Here is a 13,244-nt window from a genome sequence, read left to right as displayed (position 1 = left end):
TGGCCATTAAATTTGAGGGGAGGATCAGTTTGGACATCAATACGGAAACCTAATTATTTAGTGGAAATTTCCCTTCCCTGGGGCTAGCCCCAGGGAAGGGAAAGGACAGAGTTTAGCTAACACTCCCGAGGGATGTGGGATAGCCTAATAACTTAATAACCTAATAACCCAATTCCCCAATAACCAAATCACCCAATAACTACAAAAGCCTTCCAAGAGAGATTCCTGGAAGGCTTTTGTAGTTTTTATGAGCTCAGTTAGTCGATCCATTCAAAGCCAAGGTAGGGAACCAGGACCTCGGGCATTTTGATGCCTTTTTCGGTTTGGTTATTTTCCAATATGGCCGCAACGATCCTGGGGAGCGCCAAGGCACTGCCGTTGAGGGTGTGGGCCAAAACGGTCTTTTTGTTGGCATCTTTGAACCTCAGCTTTAGCCTGTTTGCCTGGTAGGTTTCAAAATTGCTGACAGAGCTGACTTCCAGCCACATGCCCTGGGCAGCGGAGTAGACTTCCATATCATAAGTCAGTGCAGAGGTAAAGCCGGTGTCTCCTCCACATAACCTGAGGACACGGTAATGCAAACCTAGCTTTTGAAGCAGGCTTTGTACATAGCTGCTCATTTCTTCCAAAGCCTCATAAGATTTGTCCGGATGGGAAATCTGAACGATCTCCACCTTGTCAAACTGATGGAGCCTGTTCAGGCCCCTGACGTGGGCGCCCCAGCTGCCAGCCTCTCTTCTGAAGCAAGGGGTGAAAGCAGTGTTTTTTATGGGAAGGTCCCTTTCTTGAAGGATGACGTCCCTGTACATATTGGTCACAGGCACTTCCGCAGTAGGGATCAGGAAGAGGTTGTCATGGTTGGCGTGGTACATCTGGCCCTCCTTGTCGGGAAGCTGCCCCGTGCCATAACCGCTGACCTCGTTGATCAGGATGGGGGGCTGGACTTCTTGGTAGCCCTGTTTCATGGCTTCATCCAGGAAGAAGTTGACCAAGGCCCTTTGCAGTCTTGCTCCTTTGCCTTTATATACCGGGAATCCGGCACCGGTGATTTTGTTTCCCAGTTCAAAATCAATGATGTCGTACTTTTTGATGAGGTCCCAGTGGGCCTGTTTGCCTTCGTAAAGTTCCGGGGAACTGCCGTTTTCCAGTATGATTTCATTATCCTCATCTGATTTTCCCGCCTTGACACTAGGATGGGGCACATTGGGGATATTGTACAGAAGCTGCTTTAACTTTTCCTCTGTATCATTATAGGCCTCTTCCAGGGATTTTATCTCATTTTTGATTTCGGCAGTACGGCCCTTGACCTGTTCGGCCTCCTCTTTTTTGCCCTCCCGCATTAAGAGTCCGATTTGCTTGGATATGGTGTTGGACTCCGCCTGTAGCTGGTCCCTTAGCAGTTGGGTTTCTTTTCTTTTTTTGTCTAAGTCCAGGACTTCCTGCAGTTTGTTTTCGGCATCTGCAAAAAAACGTTTCTGTAATGCTTCTACAGCCTGGTCAAAATTGTCACGGATAAAATTTACCTGTAGCATGAGTTTCGCTTCGCTTTATTTTGGAACTGCAAAGATAATGATTTATGTAAATCCTCCATTAAGAGTGTAGCAGCAAAGAGCGGAGAGAAGTGCAGTAAAAATTGGAAGTTTGATGAATTGTATTAAATTTAGGGTAGAGAAAGACGAAGGTAAGTCCTTTTTTGATTACACTGCTGGACAGTTCTTTTGCAAGCTACTATAAAAGCCTGAGTCTGAATTCACAGCCCAACCGATTACGGTGAAAACAAAAAAAATGGAATAAAAATATATACTATACAAAAAAGTTTGCGAATTAAAGTTGCTTACTGTAATATTGTGATATCAAAAAGTTCATAGTCCACGCCCTGTGGATTCATCTTATTCAAAAGATACCTTTTTATACCAATCAATTAAACAGTCACAGTACTCATTTCAATTAATCACATCTAAGTACCTCTTATACGTTTTTTATGTATAATATTGAAGAACTAAAAATCAGATTGCTATCTGAGTTGAAGGAGATAGCGGAGGAATTGGGGGTTAAAAACTACAAGTCCCTCAAGAAAGATGATCTTATCTATGCGATTCTAGATCAGCAAGCAATCACCCCAGAAAAAGCCCTTCCAAAGAAAAAGCCTTCCAAAGCAGAAACCGAAAAAGCCGAAACCGAGGTCGAAGTGGCCAAGGAGGAGAAACCACAGGATGAAAAGGAAAAGGTAGCAGTAAAACCTGCTGAAGAGAAGAAGGAAAGCAAGTCCAAGTTCAAAAGGCAGAATGTAGCCGAATCGAAGAAGGAAGCCAGTCCTAAGGCAGAATCCAAGCCCACTCCAAAAGAGAAAGAAAAGGAAAAGGAAAAAGCGCCCACTAAAGAGGCGGTCAAGCCCCAGCCAGAAAAGAAGAAACAAGAGGTAAAAGAGGAAGTGAAAGCTGAAGTAGCTGCCGGAAATGCCGAAGAAAATAAGCCCAGGAGTTTCCGTCCAAGAAGAAAGGCCGTGGTAGATGAGGAAGCGCAGCGTGTGGCGACGGAAAGGGGCCAGGAAGAGGAAGCGGACCTGCCGAAGCGTAAAAATCTTCGTGAGCAAGCCGATGAGCAGCCGACAAACGGTGCCCGTAAGAAGTATTCTGTGGCCGTTAAGGAATTTGATGGGATAATTGAAAACGAAGGAGTGCTGGAGATCATGTCCGACGGATATGGATTTTTGCGTTCTTTGGATTATAATTATTTGGCCTCTCCGGATGATATTTATGTGTCGCCATCCCAGATCAAGCTGTTTGGTCTGAAAACCGGTGATAATATCAAAGGCCAGATCAGGCCTCCCAAAGAAGGGGAAAAGTATTTTGCCCTGTTGAAGGTGAGTTCAGTAAACGGAAAGACCACCGAAGAGATTCGGGACAGGATTCCATTTGAATACCTGACTCCGCTGTTCCCTGAAGAAAGGTTGAAGCTGACCACCAAGGCGGATAATTTCTCTACCAGGATTGTGGATTTATTTGCCCCTATTGGCAAGGGCCAGCGGGGGATGATCGTAGCCCAGCCTAAAACCGGTAAGACGGTGTTGTTGCAGAAGATTGCCAATGCCATTGCCGAGAACCACCCTGAGTGTCATTTGATGATCCTTTTGATCGATGAACGCCCAGAAGAGGTGACGGATATGGCCAGATCGGTAAAGGCGGAAGTGATCTCTTCTACCTTTGATGAGCAGGCTGAGAGGCATGTGAAGGTGTCTTCCATGGTCTTGGAGAAAGCGAAGAGAATGGTAGAGTGCGGGCACGATGTGGTCATCCTATTGGATTCGATCACCCGATTGGCCAGGGCCTACAATACCGTGGTACCTTCTTCAGGTAAGATCCTTTCAGGTGGTGTGGATGCCAATGCACTGCATAAGCCAAAGCGTTTCTTCGGTGCGGCCCGAAACGTGGAGAACGGCGGGTCCTTGACCATTATCGCTACGGCCTTGGTGGAAACCGGTTCCAAGATGGATGAGGTCATCTTTGAGGAATTCAAAGGTACCGGCAATATGGAACTAAGCTTGGACAGAAAGCTTTCCAACAGAAGGATTTATCCTGCTATCGATGTGCCTGGTTCAGGTACCAGAAGGGAAGATCTGTTGATGGAAAAAGAAGAAATGCAACGTATTTGGATATTGAGAAAACTGATGTCCGACATGACTTCCCAGGAAGCCATGGAGTTCCTGCTACAACGTATGAAAGGAACCCGTGACAATGCCGAGTTTTTGATCAGCATGAACGGATAATCTTGTTCAAAATAATCTATTTCAAAAGCCCCTGGTTTGACGACCAGGGGCTTTTTTTTTTTTTTTTTCACCGATGATGTCTCCCAATTGGGGACTCATTCATAAGTCCAGACTGGATTTTTTTTATCCCTTTCTTGTCAGCAGTCAAAAGTAGTACCGAGGCTCCAAGAGCTGTTTATTCCTGTTTTTTATAATAGTGTGATGGTCATGGACTCCAATTTCATTTAGTTCCTATAAGGGTTGTGATACTATATGTTGCAATATAAATGTAATTCATCACTAAAAATTTGCTTTATATTTTTAAAACTAATAAATTGTCGTTCATATACAGTAAAAGTAATGTTGATGCAGTTTGAGCGCGTGTAGGGAGGTTTGTGGGATGCTTTTGCTGGATAGGGGTCGGATGGAAGAGGGGTTTCCGATGGAATTGAAAGTTGATCACCCAATCACCTTCCTAAAATCGGAATGCCGGATCGCCGACTTAATTCCTTTGCTTTTAAACCTTGTTAGGATGACAAAGAAGATATTTTCCATAGTAGCTATGGTCTTGCTGTTTTGGTTGATCGGCGGGCTTCATTTCTCTCTGTATGCACAGACAGAAAGCTCTTCCACTATGAGTAAAAGTGAGCTTCTGTCCGCAGTTTCGGAAAGGAGTAATTCCTGTGAGAGTGTATTGGATCTGCCATCGGGGGATAAAATCTATACCTATACCTGTAGCGGGACATTCACCATGCCAATGGGGTTTGATGACGCCGAAGTGCTGATTGTGGCCGGTGGGGGAGGCGGAGGTTATGGTACAGGTGCCGGAGGTGGCGGTGCCGGAGGGGTGGTCTATGTGGCCTCCATGAATTTGACAGAGGGACAGTCTTATTCTGTTACCGTGGGCCAGGGAGGCGCCGGTGGGACTTCTAATATTATAAGGGATTATAGTGGTAGGAATGGAGGGGCTTCCGTCTTTAACAGTCAAACTGCAATTGGTGGTGGTGGTGGTGGCAGTGGAGAAGAGGGGCTTTTGTTCCGGACCGGCAAGAATGGAGGTTCAGGGGGAGGAAGCGGAACGGATGCTTCTGCATTTGGGGGGAGCGGTACTGGAGGTCAGGGAAATGATGGTGGAGGGGGAGCTGGAAATGGTCAGCATGCCGGTGGCGGAGGCGGTGGTGCCGGGTCTGTGGGAGAGTCCCGGAAAAACAACGATGGTGGAAATGGAGGAGAGGGGGTGATGTATACCATTTCCAATGCAGAGGTGTGGTATGCTGCAGGAGGAGGGTCCACTGCACGAAAGGACGATAATAGTAGTGCTTCCAAGCAAGGTTTGGGAGGTTCTGGTATTGGAGGGGATGGTAATAACCGGGGAAATGGCGGAGCGGGAGCTGCCAATACCGGCTCCGGAGGAGGTGGTAGTAGGGCGCATATTGGTGGTAGAGGAGGTGACGGTATCGTCATCATCAGGATATCAGCCCGGCTGACGCCCGTCAAATGGAGTGGTTTTGCAGCAGAATATTCTTCTTCAAAAAAGGCCGTTCAGCTGGATTGGTCTACGTTGAAAGAATGGGAAAGCAGTCATTTTGAGATTGAGCGGTCCGTGGAAGGTTTCAGTGATTTTGTCAAGGTAGGAGAGATTGATGCAGCAGGCTGGTCAGACCAATTGGTGGAATATTCCTATGAGGACCTGGATTTGTCTTTTGGAAAAGACAGGGCCTATTACCGTATCAAACAGGTGGATTTGGATGGATCGTTTGAATATAGCAAGGTGCTGATGGTCAAAGTTCCGGTAAAGTCAGCTGTCCAAACGGGGGTGTGGAAGGCTTATCCCAATCCTACCACAGGTAGTCAATTGCGTGTGGATTTAAATGCAATGGGCTCCTATCAAGGAGGAAATGTGAGTTTTAAGGTGTTTAATGGCTTAAACAGTTCGGATGTGGTAACTGTCAGTTCTGCCCGTGAGCTTAATCCTAAAATCGCAGAGGTGGTCCAAGGTTTTTCTGCGGGATTGTTGGTGATTGAGTTGGCTTGGGAGGGAAAGGTAGAATATTTAAAAGTGATCAAACAATAAAACCTGGTTGGGTTTAGTCAGGGAATGCCAGACGATTTTTTGGGGATTGAGTACTTTTTGATGCTTTCTGTTTGCTTTTCCTAAATTCAGCTTTTCTATTTTTTCGCCCCAATGGGGGCGGTGTTTTGCTCTTTTTGGGAAAAGTTTAAGATAAACTTTTTGAGGAAACCCATTGTTAGCTTTGTAGTTTTCATATCTTTGCGGGCTGTAAAATGCTTTTCGTATACTTTAAAAATACTTTAAATGTAAGTTAAAGGAAAGTTACGGTAAGAAACAGTACTGCCTTAGGGGTCATGAGGGAGCTCGATGATCGTTGGGGAATTGGGTTAATTATGGAGTATCAGATTTCGATGGGATTAAAGAAATGTCTTTTGTTGGCAGGGACAATGCTTATGCTTTTTTGTTTAATGGGAGCATATTCTAAGGCCGCTGCTGTCAATTTTGAGAATCGGACAGGTGAAGGTGTGCAGATTGGTGTTCAGGAGCGAAGCATTTCTCTTGATGGTGTAAGTTATTCTATGGAAAGCTATTCAGAAAGTGATGATTGCTTGGTGCTGGTGAAGTTAGCCAATGGTGATTTTGCATATATATATACTTGTGATGGAAATTTTGTGATGCCGGAAGAATTTGATGAGGCAGAGGTCTTGATAGTAGCAGGAGGTGGCGGAGGCGGGCAGGGCACAGGTGCCGGAGGAGGAGGTGCCGGAGGTTTGGTACATGTTACTTCCATGGAACTGGTTTCCGGAGAGAGCTATGCAGTGGTTGTGGGTGTCGGTGGGGCAGGAGGGACTGCTTCAGGAAAAAGAGGAGAGAATGGGACCAATTCTTCATTCAATGGGCAAGTGGCTAATGGCGGAGGCGGAGGCGGAGGCGGCACAGGTAGTGGTGTTGGAGCAGGAAGAAGTGGTGGATCCGGAGGGGGCAATGGTGCGGACAATAAGAGTAATGGGGGGAATGGTGTTGGTTCCCAAGGCAATAATGGTGGAGTAGGTGGTGGAAAAGGACAGCCTGGCGGAGGCGGAGGAGGGGGAGCTCATTCTCCCGGCGTTTCGGGTGGAAACAATTCAGGTGGAAACGGAGGAAGAGGACTAATGTTTTCCCTGTCTGGTGATGAAAGATGGTACGCTGGTGGTGGGGGAGGAACTACTAGAACTGATGAAAAAGATCCAGAAAAGCAAGGGCAAGGAGGTTCAGACATTGGGGGAGATGGAAACAATAAAAATGATGTAGTTGAAACTGAAGAGGTTAATGAGGCGAATGGGGGTGACGGATACCCTAATAGCGGTTCCGGAGGTGGGGCGAGTAGAACTGGTTCCGGAGGAGATGGGGCTGATGGGGTGGTGATCATAAAGCTTTCTGCCCGGGCGACTCCTGTGAAGTGGAAGGATTTTTCCATAGACCTATTGGCATCTTCCCGGGCAGTGAGGTTGAGTTGGTCCACATCGAAGGAATGGGAAAGCAGTCATTTTGAGATAGAGCGGTCTGTCAATGGAGTGGAGGATTTCAAGAAAGTGGGAGAAGTAAGTGCGGTGGGGTGGTCTGACCAGGTACATCAATACACCTTTGTGGATCAGGAGCTTCCGCACGGGGGAGAAAGAGCTTATTACAGGCTTAAACAGGTGGATTTAAACAATGATTTTGGATTTAGCAAGGTGCTTTCGATAGATGTGCCCGCGTCTACCAATGCGGAAGCAGGGGTTTGGAGGGTGTATCCCAATCCGTCGGTCAATGATGTCCTTGAGGTGGCTTTGGCAAAAAGTACCGCTTATCATGAGGAAGCGCTTCGGTTTAGGTTTGTTTCTTCTTTTTATTCCACAGAGGTCTTTTGGGTGCAAGGGCTGGAGGATTTTTCTGCTTTTGTAAAGAGAGAGTTTGCCAAGATCCCTTCAGGTTTGTGGGTTTTTGAGATATGCTGGGGAAATCGTGTGGAGCATATCAAGGTTATTAAAAAATAAGGTTCTTTCCCAGGTCAAGGTTAGGGCCTTAAGTTATTTTTTTACGATTATTCAGAATTACACCGGTAAGTTTATTTCTCACTGCCAGCCGGCCGGAGGAGGGGATTCCATAGAATTAAAAAATCTTTTCTGTGGGTTTCTGTGCATTCTCCGTCACTGGTAACAAGTTGTAAGGGATGCTTGCTAATTTAGAGGAGCCGGTGTCTTTGGGGTGTACATATTTTTTTGCAGAGCAGGGGTGTTGGGTGCTTTCCTTTGCTCTGTTGGGCTAAAAGGCCTTACCTAAGGATCAAATGACCTTGATCTCGGCATTTCCTGAAATCAAAAATTTTCTTCCTGAGTGGATTTCTTCGCAGAGGATTCGGGTCCGCTTGGGCAATACTTTTTTAAACTTCCGTCCCTGCAGTTCAAAGAGGCTGCCTATGCTGATTTCACTTAAATAGATAGCTTTGTCCGGTCCAAAGGAAAGGTCGTGTTTTCTGAGTTCTTTGCTGAGCCAGAAATCGGCCCCGGAGGAAGCCTTGGGATTGGTCATGTGCTTTTTTAATGGTAGCAATATGTCCCTTGGGAAAACCGCTTCTGTAAGCATGGGGGAAAGGAGCTTTTGGAAATTTCGTTTCCATTCAGGCCCGTGGGGTTTGGTCCCTGGGCCGTGTTTCACAAAGGTGTGTAGATGGGCTACCTCGTGAATGTAGGTGATCAAAAACTGATAGGGGTTTAGGTCATGGTTGATGGTGATTTTTTGGATGGAATGGTCCGAACGGTATTGGAAATCGCCGAGCTTAGTTTTTCGGGACCGGGAGACCGTAAAATGAAAGGGTGTTTCTTGCCAGAGTTTCAGGCAGTAGTGGGCAGCTGTTGGTGGGACTTTTTTTTGGAAAATCGCGAAAAGCTTGGTTTGGGTGGCTTGGTTCATTTGGCTTCCAAATAAGCGAATATTTTGTTTATCTGCAATTGTTAAGGGCTTAAGCGTGGAGGACAGCAAGTGCGCTGAGGGTGCTATGTTTTATCGAATGCTCCAATGTTGATCAATGGCGAGGTTGGGGTATGGAAGTATTTGGTTTTAGGAGGTCGGGATTGCAAATCCCGACTAGCATGATGCCGGATGAAAGGAAGTGCGCCGAGGGTACAATGTTTTATTGTATGTTCCAAAGCAGATCAATGGCGAGGTTGGGGTATTAAAGTGTTTATTTTGGTAGGTCGGGATTGCAAATCCCAACCAGCTTGGTTTTGTTTTAGGAAGTCGGGATTACAAATCCCGACCAGTATGGATCCCGGCTAGTATGTGAACCCCGACTAGTATAAGGAGTCCCGGTTAGGGATAAAAAAAAGAGCACCGGTATCCGGTGCTCCTGAAATTTCCAGTTTTAAGTAGGGATTAACCGTTGATTTCTTCGGTTACCTCTTCCACAGTCTGTTCTACCGAATCACCGGCTTCTTCTACTGCTTCTTCAAGTTCTTCCACTGCTTCTTCAATCGTCTCTTCAGTTTCTTCAACTTGAGTTTCGATCACTTCTTCAGTTTGTTCAACTTCTTTCTTGCCGCAAGATGTGGTCAATACCAGACCAGCAAGGGCAAACAAAACAACTACGTTTTTCATGTGTTTGATTTATAATAAGCATGCAAATGTACTACCGCTTATCATATTTTCAAGCACTTTATCAAAAAATATTTTTTATTTTCTTTTGTAGCTGATTTTTATAGGAACCCCCTGGAAATCAAAGTGTTCTCTGATGCGGTTTTCAAGGTACCTGGTGTAGGGAGCCTTGAGGTATTGGGGCAGGTTACAGAAGAAGGCAAACACAGGATTTTTGGTCGGCAGCTGCGTGATATATTTGATCTTAATGTATTTTCCTTTCCATGCCGGTGGCGGGTACCGCTCGATCTCCGGAAGTATTTTGTCGTTGAGTTGAGAGGTAGGGATTTTTCTGGTTTTGTTGTCGTGTACTTGCACGGCCAGCTCTATGGCCTGGAAAATCCGCTGCTTGGTGAGCATGGAGGTGAAGATGATGGGGATCCATTTGTGTTCGCCCAGTTTCTCCATCATGCTTTGTTTGAACTTGTCCATGGTCTTGTGGTCCTTTTCGATAAGGTCCCATTTGTTGACCATGATCATGACCCCTTTGTTGTTTTTGATGGCCAGGGAAATCAGGTTGACATCCTGGGCTTCGAGGCCCCTTGACGCGTCCACCATGACGATGATGACATCGGAGTCTTCCAAGGTCCTGAGCGATCTCATGACGGAATAAAATTCAATGTCCTCCTTTACCCTGGATTTTTTCCGGATACCGGCGGTGTCGGTGATAATGAAGTTTTGACCATAGAGTGTGTAATGGGTATTGATGGCGTCCCTGGTCGTTCCGGCCTCATTGGTGACGATGGAGCGTTCTGTGCCCAGCAGTGCGTTAAGGAAAGAAGATTTGCCGACATTGGGCCTTCCCAAAATGGCGATTTTTGGAATCCCTGCATCCGGGTCTTCTATGCCTTCATCATCAAAGTGGGTGGTAAGCTGGTCCAGCAGGTCTCCCGTGCCGCTTCCGCTGACCGCAGCAATAGGGTAGATCTTTTCTTCTCCCAGACCCAGTTCGTAAAACTCATTGGCCATAAACATCCGCTCCTGCGTATCGGCTTTATTGGCAATGATGTAAATGGGCTTTTGGGTGCTTCTTAGTTCGTTGGCAAACTCCTTATCCAGGTCGGTAAGGCCGTCGATGCAGTCCACCACAAAGAGGATGACGGAGGCTTCCTCTACGGCTAGTTTGACCTGTTTGCGTATTTCTGCTTCATAAACATCGTCGGAGCCGGTGACATAGCCTCCGGTGTCGATCACCGAGAAGAACTTGCCGCCCCACTGAGCATGTCCGTAATGCCGGTCACGGGTTACCCCGCTGACATTGTCCTCTATTGCTTTGCGCTGCTCTACAAGACGGTTGAAAAAAGTGGATTTTCCTACGTTGGGCCTTCCTACTATTGCTACAATATTTGCCATTTCTTTTCTCTGCTGAGTATTTTATTATTGGTCGTAACCAAATTTTCTAAGTTTGTTTTTGTTTTTTCTCCAGTCGTCTTCCACCTTCACATGGGTCTCCAGGAAGACCTTTTTGTCAAAAAAAGCTTCCAGCGCTTCTCTTGCCTGTGTGCCGACCTTTTTAAGGGCTTTGCCTTTCTCACCAATGATAATGCCTTTTTGGCTGGAACGTTCCACGAATATGATTGCGCGGATTTTGATGATGTTGTCCTCTTCGATAAACTGGTCGATCGATACTTCAGTACTATAGGGGATTTCCTTTTTATAGTTGGTGAAGATCTTTTCCCGGATGATTTCCGAAGCGAAGAAACGTTCCGGCCGGTCAGTAAGTTCCTCTTTGTCGTAATAAGGGGGATGGATGGGCAGTCGTTCCAGTATTTCCTGCAGGATCCTTTCTGTATTGAAGTTTTCCAGGGCAGAGATGGGGATGATGGTGGCCGCCTTGATCCGTTCGGTCCAGTATTGGGTGACTTCCTCAAGTTTGTTTTCCTTTGACAGGTCGATTTTATTGATCACCAATAGAACGGGCGTGCCTGAGGCGTTGATTTTCTCTATGACCTCTTCGATTTCGCTGTCCGTTTCAAAAAGATCGGTCACAAAGACAATGACATCCGCATCCTCCAGGGAGAGGTTGACAAAGCTCATCATGCTCTTGTGCAGCTCGTATTTGGGCTTGAGCATGCCCGGGGTGTCAGAAAATACGATTTGGTAATTTTCATCATTGATCAAGCCCAGTATGCGGTGACGTGTGGTCTGCGCTTTGGAAGAAATGATGGAAAGTCGCTCTCCCACAAGGATGTTCATCAAAGTGGACTTGCCTACATTGGGTTTTCCGATGATATTTACGAAACCGGCTTTATGTGTTTTTTCGGACATCTAACTAAATTTTTTACAAAGGTACTTGATTTTTCACAAATTCTGCGTACCTTTGTATCACAATAAAGGAAACAGGGTTTTGAAGCAGTCAAAATCGCCTTTAATTTAGGAAAAAGATATAGAAAATATAAAGATATATCGCGGGATGGAGCAGTTGGTAGCTCGTCGGGCTCATAACCCGAAGGTCACAGGTTCGAGTCCTGTTCCCGCTACTAAACAATTAGTTGAACCTTTTCGTTCAACTTTTTGTGTTATATAGGGTTGTTAATGCAGCTTGTTAGGTGAAATTGATTCAATTCAATTCCAATTGATTCCAAATGACTCAAATTTGTCCCTCTTTTCGTCCCCTTTTTTTTTTGTCCCCCTTTTCACCTGTATTCCAAATCCATTTGAATAGAACAAGAATTTTAGCATGAGTTTTTCAAATGTTAATGTTCTGTTATTTGTAAACTGCTATTTCAAGCCTATTTTTTCTTTTTGGTCAACCATAAAAAGCGTTAGTTAAAACAAAAGAGACGACCGTGCAACTAATAAGGGCGCTATTTGATGCAAAATAGGCAACGATTAATTTGGGTTAGCGTCGAATAAAGGTTATTTTCGTTGCAAACAGTGCATTGAATGAAAGCTTTTATACACCAAAAAGATAATTGGCCGGAATTTATCTGGAACAGTAATGACTTCCTGGACCTGTTAAGTGAGGCAAGAAATTTACAGGGTAGACTTATTGGAAAAATGGAAACATTAGGTTTCGATTTGAGAAATGAGGCGCTACTTGATACATTGACCCTTGATGTATTAAAATCATCGGAGATAGAAGGCGAATTCCTTGACCGTGACCAAGTCCGTTCATCAATTGCTCGTAGATTGGGAATGGAAATAGCAGGAGCGGTGGATGCTGACAGAAGTGTAGAAGGAGTAGTAGAAATGATGCTTGACGCTACTCAAAGATGCTTTGACCCATTAACGGCTGACAGGCTTTTTGACTGGCATGCAGCTTTGTTTCCCACAGGAAGAAGTGGGATGTACAAAATTACCGTAGCAGATTGGAGAAAAGATACTACCGGGCCCATGCAGGTTGTATCCGGGGCAATGGGGAAAGAAAGGGTTCATTTTCAAGCACCAGATTCCAATCTGATTGAAAAAGAAATGACCCGATTTCTAGATTGGTTCAACAATAGTAAAATGGACCTGGTAATTAAAGCAGCAATCGCCCATTTATGGTTTGTAACCATCCACCCTTTTGAAGATGGAAATGGAAGGATAACAAGAGCATTGACCGATATGCTCCTGGCGCAAGCTGATAAAAGTAACCAACGTTTTTACAGTATGTCTGCCCAGATCCGGTTGGAAAGAAAACAGTATTATGAGATATTGGAAAAAACGCAAAAGGGGAATTTGGATATAACTGATTGGATTGTTTGGTTTTTAAACTGTTTGGTCAATGCTTTAAGGTCCACGGATTTAATACTTTCAAAAGTTCTGTTCAAAGCGGATTTTTGGCGGAAGCACATAGATACTCCAATAAATGAGCGACAAAGAAAATTGTTGAATAGGCTAATGGATGGA

General features: G+C 45.3%; 9 protein-coding genes and 1 tRNA gene. 5 read left to right on the top strand and 5 right to left on the bottom strand.

Annotated elements, in window-relative coordinates; all coding sequences use genetic code 11:
• Positions 1-257 precede the first annotated feature (257 nt).
• Positions 258-1,532, bottom strand: coding sequence for a serine--tRNA ligase (serS, locus tag ACYVAA_RS15165; protein WP_460543211.1), 1,275 nt, complete (start codon positions 1,530-1,532; stop codon positions 258-260).
• Between the two features lie 449 nt (positions 1,533-1,981).
• Between serS and rho the strand changes: the two genes are divergently transcribed.
• The 3 genes from rho to ACYVAA_RS15150 all read left to right on the top strand — a co-directional run bounded on the left by rho (position 1,982) and on the right by ACYVAA_RS15150 (position 7,774).
• Positions 1,982-3,766 (top strand): transcription termination factor Rho, encoded by a 1,785-nt coding sequence (rho, locus tag ACYVAA_RS15160; protein ID WP_460543209.1) that lies wholly within the window; start codon positions 1,982-1,984, stop codon positions 3,764-3,766.
• A gap of 511 nt (positions 3,767-4,277) precedes the next feature.
• On the top strand, positions 4,278-5,819 hold the full coding sequence (locus ACYVAA_RS15155) for a glycine-rich domain-containing protein (protein WP_460543207.1): 1,542 nt from the start codon (positions 4,278-4,280) through the stop codon (positions 5,817-5,819).
• 407 nt (positions 5,820-6,226) lie between these two features.
• The gene (locus tag ACYVAA_RS15150; RefSeq protein WP_460543205.1) at positions 6,227-7,774 is read left to right on the top strand and encodes a glycine-rich domain-containing protein; all 1,548 of its coding nucleotides are present in this window, start codon (positions 6,227-6,229) and stop codon (positions 7,772-7,774) included.
• Positions 7,775-8,063: 289 nt separating this feature from the next.
• On the opposite strand, the gene ACYVAA_RS15145 is transcribed toward ACYVAA_RS15150, so the two are convergent.
• The 4 genes from ACYVAA_RS15145 to era all read right to left on the bottom strand — a co-directional run bounded on the left by ACYVAA_RS15145 (position 8,064) and on the right by era (position 11,678).
• On the bottom strand, positions 8,064-8,690 hold the full coding sequence (locus tag ACYVAA_RS15145) for a SprT-like domain-containing protein (RefSeq protein WP_460543203.1): 627 nt from the start codon (positions 8,688-8,690) through the stop codon (positions 8,064-8,066).
• A gap of 462 nt (positions 8,691-9,152) precedes the next feature.
• A complete protein-coding gene (locus tag ACYVAA_RS15140; RefSeq protein WP_460543201.1) occupies positions 9,153-9,374 on the bottom strand; it encodes a hypothetical protein in 222 nt (73 codons plus the stop codon).
• 75 nt (positions 9,375-9,449) lie between these two features.
• The gene (der, locus tag ACYVAA_RS15135) at positions 9,450-10,763 is read right to left on the bottom strand and encodes a ribosome biogenesis GTPase Der (protein ID WP_460543198.1); all 1,314 of its coding nucleotides are present in this window, start codon (positions 10,761-10,763) and stop codon (positions 9,450-9,452) included.
• Positions 10,764-10,787: 24 nt separating this feature from the next.
• A complete protein-coding gene (gene era / locus ACYVAA_RS15130) occupies positions 10,788-11,678 on the bottom strand; it encodes a GTPase Era (RefSeq protein ID WP_460543196.1) in 891 nt (296 codons plus the stop codon).
• 139 nt (positions 11,679-11,817) lie between these two features.
• Here era and ACYVAA_RS15125 point away from each other — a divergent pair.
• Positions 11,818-11,890: transfer RNA gene (locus ACYVAA_RS15125), tRNA-Met, on the top strand.
• Positions 11,891-12,296: 406 nt separating this feature from the next.
• Positions 12,297-13,244: Fic family protein (locus ACYVAA_RS15120; protein ID WP_460543194.1), on the top strand; the 948-nt coding region annotated here is incomplete at its 3' end.

The sequence above is a fragment of the Echinicola sediminis genome, from assembly GCF_054777495.1.
This window is presented reverse-complemented; position numbering and strand designations above follow the sequence as displayed.

Bases quoted from the DNA above. Each gene is read 5' to 3' on its own strand.
- serS (WP_460543211.1), bottom strand. From the start codon at position 1,532: ATGCTACAGGTAAATTTTATCCGTGACAATTTTGACCAGGCTGTAGAA.
- ACYVAA_RS15155 (WP_460543207.1), top strand. From the start codon at position 4,278: ATGACAAAGAAGATATTTTCCATAGTAGCTATGGTCTTGCTGTTTTGG.
- era (WP_460543196.1), bottom strand. From the start codon at position 11,678: ATGTCCGAAAAAACACATAAAGCCGGTTTCGTAAATATCATCGGAAAA.
- rho (WP_460543209.1), top strand. From the start codon at position 1,982: ATGTATAATATTGAAGAACTAAAAATCAGATTGCTATCTGAGTTGAAG.
- ACYVAA_RS15150 (WP_460543205.1), top strand. From the start codon at position 6,227: ATGGGAGCATATTCTAAGGCCGCTGCTGTCAATTTTGAGAATCGGACA.
- ACYVAA_RS15145 (WP_460543203.1), bottom strand. From the start codon at position 8,690: ATGAACCAAGCCACCCAAACCAAGCTTTTCGCGATTTTCCAAAAAAAA.
- ACYVAA_RS15140 (WP_460543201.1), bottom strand. From the start codon at position 9,374: ATGAAAAACGTAGTTGTTTTGTTTGCCCTTGCTGGTCTGGTATTGACC.
- der (WP_460543198.1), bottom strand. From the start codon at position 10,763: ATGGCAAATATTGTAGCAATAGTAGGAAGGCCCAACGTAGGAAAATCC.